Source organism: Lysinibacillus sp. NPDC093210, from assembly GCF_044753985.1.
Classification (GTDB): Bacteria; Bacillota; Bacilli; order Bacillales_A; family Planococcaceae; genus Lysinibacillus.
The window spans coordinates 865,222-885,451 of record NZ_JBIVOE010000001.1; the positions used below are offsets into that span (position 1 = coordinate 865,222).

16 protein-coding genes and 1 pseudogene are annotated in these 20,230 nt (G+C 32.7%); 4 read left to right on the top strand and 13 right to left on the bottom strand.

Annotation, left to right across the window (positions count from 1 at the left end; genetic code table 11):
- The first annotated feature begins 8 nt into the window (after positions 1-8).
- Positions 9-299, top strand: a complete 291-nt coding sequence (locus ACIP9C_RS04375; RefSeq protein WP_401008936.1) for a metal-binding protein — start codon at positions 9-11, stop codon at positions 297-299.
- Between the two features lie 75 nt (positions 300-374).
- Here the strand turns inward: ACIP9C_RS04375 and ACIP9C_RS04380 are convergent, their stop codons facing one another.
- The 3 genes from ACIP9C_RS04380 to ACIP9C_RS04390 form a co-directional block, all read right to left on the bottom strand.
- On the bottom strand, positions 375-1,058 hold the full coding sequence (locus ACIP9C_RS04380; RefSeq protein WP_401008937.1) for a DNA alkylation repair protein: 684 nt from the start codon (positions 1,056-1,058) through the stop codon (positions 375-377).
- Between the two features lie 631 nt (positions 1,059-1,689).
- Entirely contained in the window at positions 1,690-2,535 is an 846-nt protein-coding gene (locus tag ACIP9C_RS04385) for a DUF2785 domain-containing protein (protein WP_401008939.1), read from the bottom strand.
- On the bottom strand, positions 2,532-3,287 hold the full coding sequence (locus tag ACIP9C_RS04390) for an alpha/beta fold hydrolase (RefSeq protein ID WP_401008941.1): 756 nt from the start codon (positions 3,285-3,287) through the stop codon (positions 2,532-2,534). The genes ACIP9C_RS04385 and ACIP9C_RS04390 overlap by 4 nt, the downstream gene beginning before the upstream one ends.
- A 289-nt stretch (positions 3,288-3,576) precedes the next feature.
- Between ACIP9C_RS04390 and ACIP9C_RS04395 the strand changes: the two genes are divergently transcribed.
- Positions 3,577-3,981: an Rrf2 family transcriptional regulator gene (locus tag ACIP9C_RS04395; protein WP_401008943.1), complete on the top strand. Its 405-nt coding sequence runs from the start codon at positions 3,577-3,579 to the stop codon at positions 3,979-3,981.
- Positions 3,982-4,057: 76 nt separating this feature from the next.
- Entirely contained in the window at positions 4,058-4,963 is a 906-nt protein-coding gene (locus ACIP9C_RS04400) for an NAD(P)/FAD-dependent oxidoreductase (protein ID WP_401008945.1), read from the top strand.
- Positions 4,964-5,648: 685 nt separating this feature from the next.
- Here the strand turns inward: ACIP9C_RS04400 and map are convergent.
- Both map and ACIP9C_RS04410 read right to left on the bottom strand, forming a co-directional pair.
- Entirely contained in the window at positions 5,649-6,389 is a 741-nt protein-coding gene (gene map / locus ACIP9C_RS04405; protein ID WP_401008947.1) for a type I methionyl aminopeptidase, read from the bottom strand.
- A 440-nt stretch (positions 6,390-6,829) separates the two neighbouring features.
- Positions 6,830-8,344 carry an SH3 domain-containing protein gene (locus ACIP9C_RS04410; RefSeq protein ID WP_401008949.1) on the bottom strand — a complete coding sequence of 505 codons (1,515 nt, stop codon included), beginning with the start codon at positions 8,342-8,344 and terminating at the stop codon, positions 6,830-6,832.
- Between the two features lie 114 nt (positions 8,345-8,458).
- On the opposite strand from ACIP9C_RS04410, the pseudogene ACIP9C_RS04415 reads away from it, so the two are divergent.
- A pseudogene (locus tag ACIP9C_RS04415) lies at positions 8,459-8,899 on the top strand (serine hydrolase); the annotation flags it as partial.
- A 657-nt stretch (positions 8,900-9,556) separates the two neighbouring features.
- Here ACIP9C_RS04415 and ACIP9C_RS04420 read toward each other — a convergent pair.
- The 8 genes from ACIP9C_RS04420 to ACIP9C_RS04455 all read right to left on the bottom strand — a co-directional run bounded on the left by ACIP9C_RS04420 (position 9,557) and on the right by ACIP9C_RS04455 (position 19,969).
- Positions 9,557-9,991 (bottom strand): hypothetical protein, encoded by a 435-nt coding sequence (locus ACIP9C_RS04420; RefSeq protein ID WP_401008951.1) that lies wholly within the window; start codon positions 9,989-9,991, stop codon positions 9,557-9,559.
- A gap of 1,442 nt (positions 9,992-11,433) precedes the next feature.
- Positions 11,434-12,654 carry a DNA-processing protein DprA gene (locus ACIP9C_RS04425; RefSeq protein ID WP_401008953.1) on the bottom strand — a complete coding sequence of 407 codons (1,221 nt, stop codon included), beginning with the start codon at positions 12,652-12,654 and terminating at the stop codon, positions 11,434-11,436.
- Positions 12,655-12,675: 21 nt separating this feature from the next.
- The gene (locus ACIP9C_RS04430; protein ID WP_401008955.1) at positions 12,676-14,736 is read right to left on the bottom strand and encodes a RecQ family ATP-dependent DNA helicase; all 2,061 of its coding nucleotides are present in this window, start codon (positions 14,734-14,736) and stop codon (positions 12,676-12,678) included.
- A gap of 641 nt (positions 14,737-15,377) precedes the next feature.
- On the bottom strand, positions 15,378-17,003 hold the full coding sequence (locus ACIP9C_RS04435) for a recombinase family protein (protein WP_401008957.1): 1,626 nt from the start codon (positions 17,001-17,003) through the stop codon (positions 15,378-15,380).
- Positions 17,003-18,403, bottom strand: a complete 1,401-nt coding sequence (locus ACIP9C_RS04440; protein ID WP_401008959.1) for a recombinase family protein — start codon at positions 18,401-18,403, stop codon at positions 17,003-17,005. The genes ACIP9C_RS04435 and ACIP9C_RS04440 overlap by 1 nt, the downstream gene beginning before the upstream one ends.
- Before the next feature lie 4 nt (positions 18,404-18,407).
- Positions 18,408-18,575, bottom strand: coding sequence for a hypothetical protein (locus ACIP9C_RS04445; protein ID WP_401008960.1), 168 nt, complete (start codon positions 18,573-18,575; stop codon positions 18,408-18,410).
- A 314-nt stretch (positions 18,576-18,889) separates the two neighbouring features.
- Entirely contained in the window at positions 18,890-19,381 is a 492-nt protein-coding gene (locus tag ACIP9C_RS04450) for a serine integrase family protein (RefSeq protein ID WP_401008961.1), read from the bottom strand.
- A gap of 426 nt (positions 19,382-19,807) precedes the next feature.
- A complete protein-coding gene (locus tag ACIP9C_RS04455) occupies positions 19,808-19,969 on the bottom strand; it encodes a hypothetical protein (RefSeq protein WP_401008962.1) in 162 nt (53 codons plus the stop codon).
- Positions 19,970-20,230 lie beyond the last annotated feature (261 nt).

Below are 20,230 nucleotides of genomic sequence, written 5' to 3' on the forward strand. Positions count from 1 at the left end.
GTGATTGCATGTGTAAAAATAATGAAGATAGTGCTGAAAAAAAGGCATTCATCTTGTTAGATGCCGATTTGCGTCCATATCAAAGTGATATACCGGGTATTTTGGGTGGACATCGACGGAGTAAATTATATGGAAGATTAGATTGTCCCACAGCACTTAGGTCTATAGCAAAAGGTGGATATGTTAAACACCGTGTATTTTTTTCAGATGAACAAACGGCAATCTCGGCAGGTTTAAGGCCGTGTGCCGTTTGTTTACCTGAAAAATATGCAACGTGGAAGAAAGAGAAATTGCAATGATACGATAGACGTAAACATTCATAAACCAACTTAACTTTCATGTTGTTCCAATTTCATTAACTCCCCTTTACTTTCCTATCTCCGTTTCATACTGCGGATAAGAATTTTAGTTTTCTTATCCACACGATTAGATTCCGTAATTTTTTGCAAAGCTTTATTATACGTAAAATTATCGAGCGTGTTATTTCTCATATATTCTATTGTGGTATCAGGAATTTTCACATAACAGATAGAGACAGCCCACGCAACCGCCATTTTGACATAATAATCTTCATGTTTCACACTATTCAATAGGTTTAACACCCTGTCGATGTATTCCATCTCAATATAAAAGTCTAAGAGCATGACCACTCCAAATCGTATGTCATATTCTTTCTTAGAAGACAGATAGGGTTGTAAAAATGCCCATACACGCTCCTTATTTGCCTTTGCAAATTTTAGACCTGTACAAAAGCTGTCACATACCGACCAATTATCAATTTTTGGCACGAACGAAGCCACATAGGACAGGTGTTCTTCAATATCTGTCTTGGCATAGCCAATGACCATACCTTGCAGCATGGCTTCCTCAAAATATTCATCTTCCGAGGTTTCGAGATAAGTGCGCCAGTCCTCCTTTGCAATTTTTTTTGCTAGTTTACGTAGCTCTGGCAGCCGGACACCCAAAATATTATTAATATTAGGTATGAGAGCTGCTGAAAACTTTTGATATTCTGGATCAATAAGTTCAAAGATTTGTTTTCTAATTGTATTTTCCATTGGTGTCTCCTATATTCCTTATATCTAACAGTTTCACTATAACTAATTATTTTTTGAGAAAGTAAAAAAATGAATAAAAAAGCAAGATATCAAAATAATATTTTTTGCCCAATAATACTTAATAATTTTCCAACGGATTAATTCTTTGTTGAAATTTCTTAACGATGTAATCTCATTCACCTGTCGCTACTCCTTATTCAAGAATATGGCCCTTTAATGGAATAACTTATATTTATCTTCGTTCCACATTTTTAGAACAAAAATTAGCATTTGATCTACTTTTGATGACATGCAATTAAAAAATCCAATTTATATATCTTCAAAATAAAATCCATAAATGTGACCGCACCGCAACCACTCGTCACCCCATAAAAATTGATGCACGTGGTTTAGCTTTATAATAAAGATTGTTCAAAATAATACCTAATAGCGTTGATAAACAGGCAAAAAGAAAGAGCATGTTTTAAAAAATTAATCAAAACATGCTCATTATATATTTTATGGAATCATTCTTTTATAAAAAAGTTTGATCATTTCTATAATATTTCCTCCGTTAATAAGCGCTTTAATGGAGGAATAAACCAGTAAATCCCTCAGTCAAACCCATGGATTGGAACAACGCCTTAATCCTTTAACTGATAGAAAACCTGTTTAATTTTGCCTCAGTGCCAAGTATGGCAGTATTAAGCTCATTCCCTCGGCTATTTTGTCCCCTTCTGAAATAGAGACTGCGTAAAAAATTCTTGCTGTTCACGCGAGCAATCACCTGACTGCGACTTCTCGGCAAATCGCAGCATTGCGCTAAGCAGCTAATCCAATCAGCAATTTCTTGATGAGGAAGTAACTCTTTGTCAATCATCATATCCACGATATTGACCAACCGCTCATCATCCTCATCACTAAAAATATGTATTCCATTATGTAGCATGCCAGAAATAGCGACAAGAACCTCACGTAGCATTGCAACGCTGCTCTCCTCGCACTGCACCAACTCAACAAAAACATCTGCACCGTGAGACGCGCTGTGAGCCCAGCCTCCTACTGAAAGGTAACCCCGCAGATCCTTCTCCTCATTGTAATAACGGAGCATTGCTTGCATTAATTGCTCAATTTCTTCTTGATTTAAAAATGGATTCCGTCTGTGGCGTTGTATAATCAAAGCGATAGGCAAGGCAGAAAACGTCCTTGTAAAAACTGACTGATCCTCCTCGCTGCCGATATTATAGAACAAATGGTTCTCATCAGTCAGAACAGTTAAGAGACTACGCAACTCCTCTTCACTGAACCTATTCTCTTCCTTAATCCACATATAAAACATCGGATAAATCAAGTTATCCCGCAATTCTGGCTGAGGATCGCCGATATATTGAAGTAACAAAGGTAAGAAATCTTGATGCTGCTCACCTTCGCCTAACTGATACTCATTCTCCTCAATTCTTTGCAAATCCTCCATAAGTTTCAACCTTATATCGCTCACTTTCCCATCCCCTTTAACATTAATAAAATCTCTTCTATGACAATATCAGGCTCATCATGATGTATATAATGTCCACTACGACTAGCAATCCGGAACTTACTTGACGTTGACAGCCATTGGAATTCTGCTTGTAGACTTTGTTCAATTCCTAATATTTCTTGTGAGGGCCATCCATCTTCATTATTATCGGGTAAACCTCTTGTAATAATTGAGAGAGGGATGTCACTTTGTTTTGAATAATCAACAATTTGCTTATAACTCTGTATTTTATCAATTTTCTCACTATTCAACATAGGATTCTCGAAATATTTCCTATTTCCTGCAAGTAGATTTTCTGGTAGAACCTTTTCATAGGCAAGTTCTTTATATTCCGGTGCAGCGTCAACCAAAACCATACCACAGATGTTCAGCGGATAAAGACTGGTATACAATCTGGCGACCAATCCACCAAAGGAATGGCCTACTAATATATAAGGCTTCTCCACGTCAAGCGCTTGCACCAATTTGGAGAGCTCTTCAACAAGATCACAGCAAGTTCGCGGGACAGCTACGTCTTGACTCCTGCCAATACCCGCCCTGTCATAGGACAAGGTTGACGTTTCATCCGATATTCGGTCTTGGACCTTTTTCCATGTTTCATGGCTATCGCCTAACCCTGCAATAAAGATTACGCTGGGTGTATTTTTACGATATTTATTGAACAGTATACGCCTATCATAGAAATTGATTATCTTTTCATGTTGTATCGTCACTTTTAATCACCTAATTAAATTATAAGCTTTACATTATTATTTCAACAATATAAAAAAGGGCCGTTTATGCAACTCAGTAATAATTTGCTAAAGTCCTCCGTTAGTTAAAGTGAAATCTTCACAATCTTACTCTATATTTCAACAACAATATCCAATTTATAGAAAATGTTCCTCAACAATTTGATCCTTATTACAGGATTGCGTCCGTTTGTTAAATAAACTTAGTATTTGACTTTCAAAAAATAAGTAGATATTATAGATATATTAAATCTACAATAGGAGTAATCATATGAAGTTAACAAAAGCAACTAACTACGCTCTCCACACCTTGCTATTTTTAGCTGTTAATCCCCCCACTGAACATATTGGTGTGGCAAAATTAGCTGAACGCCAAGAAGTTTCAACAACATATTTATCTAAAATACTAACAATGTTAGTAAAGTCCGGTATGATTGAATCTATCACAGGTGCAAATGGCGGTTATAAATTAAAACCGGGTTGGGAAGAAATTTCAATACTCGATGTTATAAAAGCTATTGAAGGTTTGACGCCTATTTTTGATTATTGTCTCGGTCATAATCCTGATTGCTTAATTCAGAAAGCGATTGAATCAGCGGAGGAAAAGCTTTTAAATGAATTGGATCAAACACGTATAGTTGATTTAGCTAACAAAATGAATGAGAAATCTATGTAAATCATGATTTCTTTTACCCTAATTATAGATATTATAACTCTATAATAGATATTATAGAGAAGGAGGAAAATAATTGATGAATAAATATGATTGTATTGTAATTGGTGCAGGACCAGCTGGATTAGGTGCAACTTTAACTTTAGGGAGAGCGCGTAGAAAAGTAGCCATATTTGATAATGGAACAAATCGAAATCGTGTAACGCAAGAGTCACACGGGTTTTTAACAAGAGATGGAATTAAACCACAAGAATTTAAAAATATTGCAATTAAAGAATTGGAATCTTATCCTTCTGTGTCAATTTCAAATGAGACAGTTATGGAGGTTAATAAAGATGTTCAAAATAATTTATTTTTAGTCAATACAACAAACAATAAATCTTATATAACAGAAAAAATACTGTTGGCTACCGGTATTCAGGAAGTATTTCCATTATTACAGATTAGAGAATATTATGGTAAAAGTTTATTCAGTTGTCCATATTGTGATGGCTGGGAGCTTAGAGACAAGCCGTTAGCTATAATTGCAGAAAATGATGACCACATTATTCATATGACTAAATTGGTTTTTAATTGGTCAAAGGATTTAATCGTTTTTACTAATGGTCATCAACTATCCAATAAAATACGAATTAATTTTGAAAGTAAAAAGATTAAGGTTTATACAGAAGTTATTAAAAACTTACATGGAGATAACGGTTACTTAGAAAGTATTGAATTAAGATCAGGTGAAAACATTCTAAGAAGTGGTGGTTTCGTAGTTCCTAGTTATTATCGCCTAAATAAATTTGCTGAGCAATTACATTGTCAAACTGATGAAAACGGAGGAATTATCACAGACGGTACTGGACGAACAACAGCAAATGGGGTTTATATTGCAGGAGAAACTGAAAAGGCAGGACCCTCTTCTTTGATGATTGCTGCAGCCGATGGCAATAAGGCTGCTACAAGCATAAACATGGATATAACAATAGATAGATTTTAAAATGTAAGCTGATGAGTTATAAATGCAAACTCATCAGCATTTTTATTATGAGGTCTAATAACGACTTACTCCATTAAATGGCCTGTTTGTTAAATAAATTAACTCGCATTTACAAATACATTTATTATTTTTTAAAAAACTAATCAAACATAATACAAATGATCAATTTTTTTATAATCATACATTTTAAATATTCATCCCAGCTAAGCTAAAGTATCGATCCTATCTGTATGTACAAACCAAAAAAATAGCCTCCTTATCAAATAAATAGAAGAAGTAGAACAAAAGATTTTCACTCTAGTGCAATTTTTGAAAGAGAAAACGAACACAGTTGGTCTTATGGTAGCCATCGATAGCCCCGAAGGAGCAGCAAATAAAGAGAAAGGTTATTATAATATTGCAGGTGTAAACATTCATGATATTAGTAACGTTTCAGATATTAATAAGTATTTCATAAAGTTGTAAGATACTTTACTAATTAGTCTAATTTAGGAGAAAACGTTTATAAGTTGTTACAACCATAAAAAGACCAAACTAAACAGGATTGAGCCCTGTAGATTACAGAGTTCAATCCTCGATTATTCCACTAAACTGTCCAATTAATTATAGTAAAACTTAGCAATATTCAGTATGCTACGATTGTATCCTTGTACAAGTAGAGTGCCTTATTGTGATATTAGTGCTCTTACAATGTAGTAATAATTGGTCCTTCCTTGGTAAGGATAATCGTATGCTCGTATTGAGCAACAAAACTTTCATCGGTTAGGCAGGTCCATCCATCTTCGGATATGATAACTTCCTCTTCAAATGTAGAGATCATAGGCTCAAAGGCAATTACCATACCATCTTTTAAAATTTCGTCATCCCAGTGAGTGAAGTAATTGAAAATGTGTTTTGGTTCTTCATGAATCGAACGTCCTATACCGTGTCCAGTAAGATTTTTTATGACTGTTAATCCATGCTGTTTTGCTACATTGTGTGCAGCTTTTCCGAGCGCACTTTTTTTTGAACCTGGCTTTGCCTTTTTAAGTCCAGCATCAAATGCTTCTTTTGCAACGTCACATATTTTATGTAAAGTTGTCTCTCCTTCCCCTACTACAAAGGAAATTCCAGTATCTGCGAAATACCCGTTTTTTGAACCTGAAACATCAATATTTACAATGTCCCCCTTTTGAATTGTCCGTTCCCCTGGAATTCCGTGCGCTACTTCTTCATTTATGCTAATGCATATATATCCAGGAAAATTGTATTCACTTTTTGGGGCAGATTGAGCTCCTGCTTTTTCAAACATCTCTCTTCCAATTTCATCGAGTTCTTTTGTGGTAATTCCAGGTTTCGTTCTATTGACTAATTCATCTCGAATCGCACCGCATATTTTACCAATTACTTTTAATCCATTAAAATCCTCTTTAGTCTTTGCAACCATTATATATCCTCTCTTTTTAATGTATTTTATGATGAGTATACCATTTAATTCCTAGCAGGGACGTGTTTTTCTTCAACAATATGGCCCTTTTGTTGAATAAATCAACTAACATTTATTATTTTTCAAACGACTAATCAAACTTAATACAAATGATCAAACTTTTTTTATAATCCTACATGATAAATATTCATCGGAAAACTGCCCTTTCTAAATTAATGAAGTATGGGTTACCTTGAAGTCTGCTCGGCTAATTGTATGCAAATAGTTACACTTAACCTTTTTGCGGTTTAGTTCAGTAACAGTCTCGAAACGATTTAGTAATATCTTTTTTGTGTAGAAAATGTGTAGAAACTTTTCATTTTCTAAAGTGTCTAGAAAGGATTTATTAAACATAAAAAAAGATGACTTTTATAGTCACCTTTTCACTTGTAAGTAGCAATTTAGTTATTGAATATTTGTTCGTAACGGTGGAAGAATGCCACTGTGTGCGCTCTTGCTAGAGAATCATTTGGTTTAAACTCTTCATTTGTTTTAGTAGTTGTTAAACCATTATCACGAAGAAATTTAATAGCTTCTGACTGAGATACAGTCTTACCATAATGCATTGAAGCTAAGATACGAGCGAAGTTACCCCGTGTGATATCCTTCCCTGCAATGGCTTGTTTGGATGCTGTGTTTGCACCTAGGACTGGTAGAGAGTATTTTGTAGCCAGTTGGTAGTTTACGTCTCCATACCATGAAGTATTAGCTATCGTTGAAGCTAGTTCTGATGGTTTGAAGTAACGGAATAGGATAGATAACATTTGGTTTTCCGTTAAGTTAGTGTACGGTTTAAGTAAGTTTTCGTACTTACCTGTTGATGGGTTTTTCACGTTTGGGTATCCACTGATGATACCGATGTTGACTGCCCACTTAAAATCCTCAGCCCAGTATTGATTTGCATTGAAATCAGCAAACTTTGATACATCAACGTTGCCCGTTGTGGGCGGTGTTACTGGAGGTGGTGGCGTTGGTGTTGAAGCTGAGTAGTTTAAATAACTTGATGCTACATACCCCTCTGATCCGTCATTTCTTTTCACAGGATACCAAACAAAATGGTTTTTCTTCGTTGATACTTTTTCATATTCAAAAGGACCTGTAATGGTAACAATTTCACCTTCACGTAAAGTACCCAAAGAAGGACTATCCGTAGTAGGTCTTGTCCTAAATGTTACATTCGTTATTGCACTAACTTTTTGATTTGTTTCAAAATAATACTTAGATTTTGTTAATTGTAAATCAAAATCATAGTTCATTTTTGAAAATTTAATATTTTCCTTGCTGTTAGAGTCATATTGAAAATGTTCACGTGAAAAAGGCAGCTCTGTTAAGTCTATTAATTCCATCTTATTAATAATTCTGATAATTTTTTCTTGATAGGCATTGGTATTTCTTTCACCAGTTGCTTGTACAATTGGACTATTTACTGGCTTAGTACCGTTATAAGCCATAATAGCGAAGTACCATTGTTCAAGTACATCTCTTTCCCCACCGTTGATGCTAGGTAAATCCTTTCGCTTAAACATATTATCTAAAGTCTCTACACCAGCTTGAATATTATAGACAATATCACTTTTTAGCCTATCTTGATTGTAGCCTGCTTGATTTGTAATTTGCATAATGCCAATTCCATTATCAGCTGTCACAATCGCTTCACCATTCATATCAAAATGACCCCAATTTCCACTTTCACCTTCCGCAATTGCCTTCACAATTTCAGGAGGAACATCATAAATTAGTGCTGTTTCGGTTAACAAACAGTTCATTGTCGAATAATCAGGGTTTACTTTCGATGCCGAATCATACTCACATGTATTCGCAATATTATTAGCTAATACATTTTTATCTATATTTATTGATAGAGAGAGAGCACCAATGGCAATAACACTAATCAATGGTTTCAATATCTTTTTCATATGTTAATATTACACTTCCTTTCATATTTTTTGAAGTTACAAGATTCAGATATATGTTATCATAAACCCAATATTTGAGATAGGGTAATAGTCAATGTTTCTTTTATTTAACATGATACGGGCACGAATTAGACGATTGCATATCGACCAGAAGAGCGCTTTGCTTTTAAATCAACTTACAAAGCATTCGCCGCAGCCATCTTACTGCAACAGAACTCTTTGGAAGTTCTTAAGAAGGTAATTACCTATACCGAGGATGATTTAGTTCCCTATTCTCCGATTCAGAGAAACACGTGGATACTGGATTGACCCTTTTGGAATTAAGTGAGGCGACAGTTCGATTCAGTGACAACAAAGCGGGAAACCTTTTTATTTGAGGCAATTGGAGGTCCAGAAGGTTTTGAACAAGCATTAAGTCAAATAGATGATAATATTACCCAAGCTGATCGCTTTAAACCAGATTTAAATGCATTCACCCAAGGACATTCTCGAGAAACTAGCACACCAAAAGCTCTTGCTACCAGCCTACAAGCTTTTGCACTCAGTGACATACTTTCCGATGATCGGATTCTCAAAAAAATCAAAAGCGCCTCAAACAAAGGATTTAAAGCTATAAATCTCGAGATTAGGGCATTCTAATATCACAACGACCATGAATACGTATGGTCATCTTCTACAAGAAACAGACCAACGAGCAAGTTCTCATTTTGATAAATTTTTTGATGAAAAAGATTGATTCGGGCACCTTTGGGCACCAATACCTTAAATATACACCTATGTATAAATATAAAAAGCCTTACAACCATTGTGGCTGTAAGGCTTTGGTTAGCGTCCTAGGATGACATACTAAAGTACTGATATATCAATGTTGTTTACCTTACTTTTTAGACTCCCCATCACGGTGTGGTCTTTAATAACCTAACCAAAAAAATTTATAAATATTGAACAATTCATTATCTCTCTTAATTGTCTCTTCTTCAAAAAGACTCTCTGCTATATCAAGCATGTCTAAAACTACTAAATAACTAACTTCTGGCACATCTTAACCCTTTGTGTAGAAGGCAGAAATTGTACCTGAAATAGTATAGCAATTCATTTTCAATTAATATATAAAACAGAAATACAATAACCTTGAATAATATCAGTTTTAACTACAAATAGCCACGCGCATATAAATGAACGTGGCTTTTGTTGTTATAGTAGATCCTTATTTTAGTTATCAAATGTAGAAATCTTTCCACTATATGTAGCTAAATAACCCTTTCCCGCTGGCACTGCTCCTTGTAATCTTAGATTTCCACTATATAAATATCCATCAATCCATTTTTCGTAAGGATACAATGTTGGGATAGAACTATTAAATGTATAATACACTTGGTGCAATGCATCTGCATAAAGATAAAAACCTCGTGGATTTATATCAGATTTAGTGATTGTCTCTGATATTATTTCACCATCTTCATATTCTTTATTGATGTCAAAACCAAGAGGTAGTTCTGTTACTGGTTCCGTTACCGGTTCTGTTACTGGTGTAAATTTCCCACCATCGTTAAAGCTTGTTTCTTCGGTAGCTATAGAGATTCCTGAAAATGCAAAAAATCCAAAAACTAATGTTAACGCGCACAACAAAATACTTAGTCTCTTCATTTCCTTCATCATCTCCTTTATAGTATTAATCATTTTGATTATAAATAGTAATCACATGATTTTCAATATTTTTTCATAATTCAGACTACTATAACTAAATTACTATTGGCAAGTGGTATATTATCTTGAAATAAGAAAGTCCAAGCTCAATATTAGTGGAGTACCTATGCTTTTAAAAACGGCGTGAAAGAACAATCTGTAGGCCGTTTGCGCAACTGATAGTATGCTAGTGTTCTAATCTACAAAGGTGCGAATATCCATTCCGTTTCGAAACGCTTGGGCCATTCAGATATTCAAACAACACTTGACCATTATTCACACGTATTAAAAGAAATGGAAAAACGCGATGAAGAAATTGCAATCAACATCTACTCCTCTTAATTTTTGTTCACCTTGTTTACATTTTGTTTACCTAATTTATATTTTATATGTTTTTCTATGCGATTCTCGATATTCTTTAGATAAATAAAAAAACGCCCAAAACCCAGTATTCTCAAGGTTTCAAGCGTTTTTCTTTTCGGTTAAAAATCAACCTACGATTTGCAATAGACGTCCCAGGAGGGAGTGAAGTATCTCTCTAGAACGTTGGTATTATGGGGGTTGTTAAGATGATTGTGTAGAAAATGTGTAGAAAAATTACCTAGTAATACGAACTTCAATAGTTCCTTATTACATTATATATTCGGATTATTTGATGTTACTCATTTCTTTTATATAGGCTGTTTTCGAAAAGAGTGTTGCTATTCAACAAACAAAGCAGTTTTATTATAAGCACTAAGAAAAGGTTACAGTACCGCCTCTTTTTCCTTGTTTCATTTATTTTTTCAAACCAACTGTATATTAGGGGTATGGGGTTAGACTAATTACGATATATCCGCCAATATTCCCCATCACATCTGTACAAATTCAACTGACATTAATCTTATAACAATAGCTAATGCAATGCTTGAAAAATATGCAGAAGTAAGATATTCTGCTAAAGGATTGCTAGACAAAATTCAAAACTTGAATTTACTAAGTGAATTTTGATTAAAGATAACTTATTTTTTAATAAAGTATAGCTGTTTCTTAATTGCGGGTTCATTTTTAAAATAAAAAACTAAAAAAAACACATATTTTGAATCTGAATTAGTTATCTAATTCAGACTCTTATTTTTGTTGCTCTCACCTGATTTGTTTTGATAAAAACCCCGTTTTCAGACCATACTGCTATAATAGCTGCTTTTTTGTCGTATTATTAAAGTGGAATTTAGGAGAGAAAACAAGTGAAATTTATCGAACCCAAAAAGCAACGAAAAAACAGAGTTAATCTACAAAAAATTGCGTAGAAATACTCTATTTTATTATATTTTGCAAAATGGAAACACAAAGAGAGAAGATTAGAAAACCCACCCGTCTCTAAGTAAATATTTCCAATAACACTTACTTCGTTTTAACTAATTCTAAATTTCAAAAAGTCCCAGTTGCTTAAAAGAATCCATTTCAGGATTATAAAATGTAGATGATATCACAATTTCAATATCTAAAAAAACTACTTTCTCTTCCTTTTTAGCTCTATTTAGCCAAGAGATTAATTGAATTTCTTCTAAATCTAATTCTTCAGACAGTTTTTTTATACTAATTGGTTTTTTTAGATGTTTTTCAATAATAGGCCAGACTAATTTATATATACTCTCAGATTCTAATGTTCTGTATTGACTTTCATAACAAACGTTTATTTGGGAATTTATAAGTTTGATAAATGAGGAATCTTTTAATTCATCAAAAGTTAATGTCCCTGCCCCTAGTTTTTCCAGTTCACTTAGACCCTTAGATTGTACATCTTTTCTAATATATAAAGGTACCCACTTGTTTTTTAAGTTTTCAACAGCACCTGACCAGGTCCCACCCTTTTTATAGTCACTTGAAGTAGCAATCGTCAATTTAGATAAAGCATATATATATTTATTTCTTTCTAATGCCGTATAAGAATAAAATCTAGCATTGGGATGGTAGGGGGAAATTACCAGTAAATTTCTGTTTAATATTTTTTTTAAGTTATCCTTCTTTTTTATAAAACTAGCTAATCCATCGGATAATATAGCAATTGTTTTACCATTTAATTCAATAGTTTTATTATGAGCAACTGAATCAATTCCTTTAGAACCGCCAGATACTGTTACTAATCCTTCTTTAACGGCTTTTTCTGTTAAGAGCTCTGTAAATTTTAAAGAATCCTCATTTGCATTTCTTGATCCTACAATACCAATAGCATCACTATTTAAGATACTTAGATCTCCAGCAAAATATAAAATATTAGGAGATAAACTTTTGAGTATCTTTTTAAATCGTTTAGGATACTCTTGATCTGCACGTGTGATTATTCTAATCCCCATTGAATTAAATTTTTCAACCTGCAACGCCATCGATGAGCTTCTAGAAAGAAGGGTAAGTATTCTTTCAGCTTCAACATCACTTATTCTTAAAATTTCCATTATCTGATGATGTGAATACTTGATTAGATTAGATGGCCTTTCTAATTCGGATTTAGCTATTTTAGTAGATAAATCCACCCATTCTTTTTGTTTAAACGGTTTATAACCCTTATCAATATTTTCTGATGGATTTACAAAAGAACATAAAAGTAAAGTAGAAAAGCTATCTTGAGAAATAATTTCTTGCAAAACGATCCCCCTCAAAGTGATTTATGTTTTAGAAAGAGCAAGAGGTGTGACACTGGAACAACCAACTTCTTTTAACCTCATAGCGCATATAGCGAATGTCCATCCTGAACTCATTATATCATCAATTAGTAATACAGGACCGTCTAAAGGTGAGTCAATAACCTCAAAAGCGTCAATATTGTTTGCTGCTTGTTTATTAGCATTTTTCATAAACTTTTGTTCTTCTGTATGCTGCTTTTTTTGTATAATTTGTTTATATGGTAAGTTTAGTTTTTGAGCTACTCTATATGCAAATCCAGGCACTAACTCGGGATTCCTCATAGATGGTACAGCCGTTATCCATTGCGGACTATTTAATTCAAGATAATGCCTTTGAATATAGTCAGCACAGTATTGTACTAGATCATTTCCAAAGAATTTATCTTCATATCTATTCTTGTATACTAATTCTCCAACTCCATCATTTTCATATAAACTTAAAGCACGTCCTTTTAAATGTTGTAAATGTAATGAAATTGCTCCTCTATTTCCATTACAACCACCCATCGGCCATTTATCAATAGGCTTGATTTCTAGAGTTTGGCTTTCTAAATACTCTAAGGCTTCATCTACTAATTGTTGATTGAACTCCATAAAAGGGGAAGAACTTGTGTTACAATTTTGGCATAAATGACAGTGTATATCTTCTGGTTCTCCTAAATTTTTTATTAAGAAATTTAAAAGACACGAACTACAATTCTCTGAATATTCAACCATATCATTGAGTTCTTGTAATTTCAAAGCCTTTATTGCAGAATTTTTTAATAAAGATATGTCTTTTATATTAGCAGAACGATAGTATTTTGGACCTTCTTTGTATATCAAATCATCTGCCTCTAACAAGTCTAGTATTTTTTGCATTTGACTTTTTGGTAAATTATATTGGGTTAATATGTCATAAACGGAACTTGGTTGTTTATTAATAATATCAAGTACTTCAATGTAATTGTTTTGATTTACAATCCCTGAATTTATCATTTTCCTCAAAGTAACTACATCTTTAGGAGAATAAAGTAATATAATGTCTGCATTTCCACCATCACGACCTGCACGTCCGATTTCCTGATAATACGTGATTAAAGAAGATGATAAATTATAATGGATTACAAAACGTACGTCACTTTTATCAAATCCCATTCCTAATGCAATGGTAGCAACTAAAACTTTAAGTTCATTCCTAATTAATCTATCTTCTAAATTTTTCTTAACCTCAGGGTCAGTTATACCTGCGTGATAAAATTCTGCTTGGATTCCCTTCAACTTTAGATATTCAGTGACTCTTTCAGCTCCTTTTTGGCTAGTACAATAGATTATTCCTGATCCTTCTAGATTTCCATTTGTAAGATGGTACTCCAACCAACCTAATTTTTCATACGTATATTTTCTCTCAATAACCCTTAAATTAAAGTTTTCCCTAACTAATGAACCTCGAATTATTTCAATATTATTCCCAAGTTGTTGTTTAATATCTTCCGCAACTCTATGATTTGCTGTGGCTGTCGTAGCTAACATTGGAACATAATTTTTCAAAGTATTTACAAATTGAATTATCTTTTTGTATTTTGGTCGGAAATCGTGTCCCCAATCTGATATACAATGAGCTTCATCAACTACAATGAGTCCTACACCTGGACCATTCTCAATCAGTGGTAAAGTTTTTTCTTTGAAATAATCATTATCCAATCTTTCAGGAGCAACAATTAACAAATCACACTGATCCGCAATAATAGCCTTGTTTACATTTTCCCATTCATTTGTATTATCACTATTAATAGTGAATGCCTTTAATCCAAATTTAGTAGCAGCATCAATTTGATTTCTAATCAAAGCTTTCAGCGGGCTAATTACAAAAGTAATACCACGGTTTTGATCTCTCAATATTTTTGCTGTTATGAAATAAACTGCACTTTTTCCCCAACCTGTTGGTTGAATAACTAGAGCACGTTGATTACTTAAAAGCAGTTCAATAGCCTTCAACTGATCATCTTTAAGTTCTTTATCTGGGAGAAATGATTTAAAAATTTTATTCGCTAAAGCTTCCATAAACCCACCCTTTTTCCAAATATTATCAATATAAATAAATAGTAACAACATAAATTAATTATGGATACTAAAAATATATAATAATTGTAAATTTCTGATGTAAGATTTATTGAAATCCTTACAAAAAGGGCTAATAGTTAAAAAATTCTCTTCCTTAAACGATTTTTACTATATTTTACCAGAAGACATAAAAATTCTAATCTAATAAAAACTCCTTTAATAATGAAATATATCCAAGAAGTTTATAACATATATTATAACCCTCGCAAAATTCGAATTATAAATCATCCTTTTATATTTGGACGTTTTTTTCCTGATCAGTCTGTTGATTCAAACGACAAAAGCAGATATGGCTGCACTGAGTAAAGTAGCTTCCAAATTCATCTTATTCAACAATTCATTTCGGTTATGTAAGTAGTATCAAAATAATTGCTTCGGTAATAAGCTTATCTAGGAATCCCTAGATAAGCTTATTACCGAAAAGAATAATAGGGAAAGGCTTGATATCAAGGGTTTTCGAGTTACCTAACTTACTTTATATATGCAGAGGAATAATTTTTTCGGTAATGTAAGCAGTAATGAGGCATTTATTTCGGTAATGTAAGCAGTGATAAATAGCCAAGAAAAAAACTGTTGCGCATTTATACAACAGCTTTTCTAGTTTCTTTACTTGATTTCATTTCTGTTTCAATTTCTACGTAAGGGCTGAGACGATATTCTATTTCGAAATCATCCCGCTTAAAGTCATAAAAAATTGCTTTAATAGATAGAAGTAAAATAGATCTTTTTTCTACATTACTATACGAATGAATATCTTGTTTAAATCTATCTATTAATTCTATAGTTACATTTTCTTTAAAAAGTTGCTCGATTTTTTCTTCGGTATTAACATACAGTGTTTTGTCATTTTCCATAGACTTTAGTTGTAGCTGAGCAATTTCTAGGATTACATTGTAATTTTCATCATTTGGATTTAAAGTACTTATAGTAAAACGCAATTTTTCAATGCCTGCTTTCAAATCCGAAACTTTTTTTCTACAGACTTTCTTCCAATCCATCATCTCATTTTTTAATCTTTGAGGATATAACTTTATTTCTCTACCCCATCTAACCGCAAAATCTTGTAAAACAATCTTATTTAATACATCTTTTTTAAGTTTACATTTACACATAGGACAAAAATAAATCGATCCATCTGTTTTTGACTTTGCAGATGTTTGATTCTTTGTTTCGAGTTTCACTCCGCATTCTTTACAAAAAACAAGATTCTTTAATATAAACGGACTATCCATTCGATTCCTTTTTGACTTTAAGTTTCTAAAGAATTGTGTAGTTTCCCATAGTCCCATTTCAATTAAAGCCGGATGATAATTAGTGAGCAAACGAAATTCTCCTAAAGATTTTTTCTTGCTATTAGAGAAACTCATCCTTGAATCCCACGCTAAATTCCCAATATACCATAGATTATTTAGAATATACCTGACCGAAGAGTCTGACCAATTACCATACCCTGCCGGAGAAGGTATTTGTGATAATTCAAGTAATTCTGCAATTTTCTCATCACTATGGCCAAAGCTATACAAGTAAAATATAAGTTTAACTATCCCAGCGTTTTCATCTGGTAATAGGTCATCTACTTCATCATTTACTTTAGAGTAGCCATAAGGATTACTAGCTGGCGGTCTCCTTTTATTTTTATCAAAAATATTTTCTTGGGCATTACGAACCCTAGATGCTTTTTTTACAGACTCATCGTGATCCAATGCTAATTTTATTTGAATTAAAGGATCATTTTCGTTCCATTCTCCATCGTGTTGAGTTGAAAATAGTTTTAGTTGAGTCTTTTTTTCCCTTAAAGGTACTATAATATTTTTATAGAAATCCGTAATATCCCTTGTTACTCGAGATTCATCATAAAAAATAACGGAGTTTGCATTTGAGTTACTTAAAATGAATTCCTTCAATTCACTCATTTTTTTACGTTTATATACAGGGTAATGATATGCAGACTTAGCGGCCTCAACAAATATTACAACACCTTGAAATCCCAAAGATTGTGCTTTTATTATGATTGCTCTTTCCTGAATTGAATGAGAATGACCTGAATTTTGTTTCTCATCAGACCAACGAATGTAACCAGCAGCAAGCTTTACATTGTCCTTGTATATATTCCACGGTAGGCTAGTCGGTGTTGATTCAGGTCTTTCTTCTTCGGTAATTACATAAACGTCATTTTCAAAATAGGTAAACTTATGTCCGATACTCATTACATCTCATCCCCTTTAACATAATTACCAAAATTAGTATGATAAAAAATAGCATCAGAACTTACTTCAACTTTTGAGAATAGAAGTTGAAGTAAGTATTCTTGCTGATACTTGTGCAATTCACTAATAAATTGCTCATTCACGGTCTTTACGAAGAAGTTAATGCCTTTTCTAGCTTCATCAATTTGTTTTAGAGCTGTATTAAGCTCCTTTATTTTCTCCACGATAGTCTTCGATTGCTTAATCAATAAGTTTATTTTTCTTTTTTTATTCGTGGCCAGTAAATCTGTTATCTCTTTATGAATAGACTTTAATTGATTCTCTTTAAAAGATAACTGTTTGTTATACTGTTTTTCTTGGGCTAATAAGCAAATAAAAACATCTTTTTTTATTTCCTTAACATTAACTTTATTTAATACATACGTGAAGTGCTCTAAAATTAATTGGTTATATCGAGGAGCTTCAATAAATATTCTAGAATGATTTTTTACACATACATAATATCCGTGTCCCCCCTCGTTATTAGAACGAAAAGTCATTACAGTTTTACAACTACTACAAATTGGCTGCAATAATCCCTTTTCATTTGATTTTGCAATAGAAACTTGTATCTCTTGCTCAAATTTCAATAGACATTCTTGCACATTTAAGTAGTCATCTAACAATATAATAGGTTCAACGTGGGGTAACCGAACGTATTTATCTTGAACTTTTATATACCCAGCATAAAAAGGATTTTTTAAGCAGGCCAATAATTTCAGATTATTTGTTGATACTTTTTTATATCTCATCAATTGTTCAATAAGTTCTTCAGCTGAATTAACATTCTCCACTGAATAGAATAAGGACTTGATATCTCTTTCCATTTCTAGTTTAGGTGTATACTTCTTTGTATTTCTTTTGCCTATAACATTGAATCCCAATATAGAATTAGGAAATTGCAATGCTGCTAAACTCGTTCTATCTGCAATATTTCTACCTTCTGACTGAGCAAAAATCCCATAAAGAGATTCTACAGATAAGGTTTTTGAGAAGGGGGGCTGACTTGAATCAGTGAAAATCACATTAACATTATACTTATAGAAAACTTTCACCAAATCAATATATTCATAAAAATTACGAGCTAGACGGTCACGATTTTGAACAAGGACCGTCTTAATTTTTCCTTTTTGAATTTCTGAAATTAATTTATTTAACTCAGGACGTTTCTCGGATGCCATCTTATTCGCAGAAATATTATCATCAAGAAAATAATGTACATTATCAGTATTTATTTTATTTTGGGCTAAATATACTTCTGCTAAACTTTCTTGTTGACGAATATTTTGTCCAGAGGTTGATACCCTACAATATACTCCTATAGAATCGTTACTCAATATCTTTAAATCTGCATATCCCATTACATTATTCCTCCATATCATCATTGTTTCGGACTAGAAAGACCCCCTTCATTTGTGGAGGAAGGTCCAACTGATCCAACGTTATTTTCTCAATCAATCTTTTAAGAAAATAGATAGATTCCTCTTGTGCATCTTCATTGAATGAAACTTTAATTACTGGTCTATGAGTCATTGTTAACATCCTTTCGTCAAATATATTACTAGTAGCATTGACGAAAGGAGAGACACTTATTCAGTTTCTTTACTATTAATTTCTAAATATAGTTACAGTATTTTTATAAGATTCACAGCAACGCTTAATCTCAAATAATTCTTTCCCCTTTTCATATGAAATTTTAATCAAATGCATTATCTACTTTAGATTTCAGCAAAAACAAGGGGAAAGAATATAAAAAATGCACAGATAAATTTTCTGTGCATTTTTCATTATGAGCTCAAAAAACCGAAGCTTCTTGATTATTACGTGTCCGATAAACTTCTCGTTTTCTAAAAACTAGTATTTTGAACTAATAGATTAGTGTTATTTTCAATCCACTCTTCAGCTATTTTAGTAGAAAGTATTTTTATATTTGGCTTTTTTTCTTTTACTGGTCTTACAAAGGCCAAATAAAAGTTAGCAACATTCCTTGTTATTCCAGACTCATCATAAAAAATAACCGTATTCACATTGGGGTTGCTTAAAATGAACTCTTTCATTTGGTTCAATTTTGTAAGTTTCTTAGAGGTCTTATGATAAACAGATGTAGCTGCTTCAACCAAAATAACAACAGCCTGGAAGCCATTATTATTTGCTTTTAATATGATTTCCCTCTCCTGAATGGAAAGAGAATTTGAATAACGAATATAAGCCACAGCAACTTTCATTGGATTTTCAGAATTACTACAAGGTAAATCAGCAGGTTGATAATCTGCTCTCTCTTCTTCTGTAATTATATAAACACCATTTTCAAAATAAGAATACTTAAACACCATATTCATAAACCTCTTCCTCTCTATTAATATATTTAACAAATCTAATCTGTCGAAGGCATTATATTCTTTTCATTTTTTGTTTTTCAATAGGGAGAGATATATTTATCAAAAAAATTAAAAATAAATGCTCTGAAATTAATTGTTAAATCGACGAACTAATCCATCTCGTCTTTGTTTTGGATTATTAAAGCGCCTCCAGATGTGGAGTAAAGTCTGACCGATTCAAAATACTTTCTCATCTAATCTTCTATGAAAATAAATAGAAAATATCCTTTCGTCGAATGTATTACTATCATCATTGACGAAATGAGTAAAACTGATTCTTTTTCTTATCTATTAGTTTCTAACTCTAGTTCCAGCTGAAAACTCGATGAACAATTTGAATTTTCACCAAGAGGAGACACGAAAACTTTTGACTCAATTGCTGGCACCTCAAGTTCTTTTAGTAATTGCATCAAGTCGATCACATTCTTCTTTCCCTTCACTTATATATTTTTTTTCAAATCGTTCAATGACCACTCGAGATATACCTACTCTCTCGCAATTTTCGTACACAAATTGAAGCCAATCTAGTTTTTGGTGTTTAGAACGCATATTTGTCTCCTTTTATGAATTATATTTTCGAAGGGATTATCTTCTTTTTAATTTTTGTTTTCAAGGGGGGGAAGTTCTATTTTTTCGAAACTGCTAAAAATAATAAAATGCTAATTGCATCCCGTTTTACAGCTCACTAGAGATTGAATTTAAAGCAATAAAAATGCTTCAGCCCTTTTTATTCTAAGGGCTGAAGCATTTATAGTATGGATTAAATTTCACTTAAGAATAACCAGTTGCTCCCGTTAGATAAAATCTAAA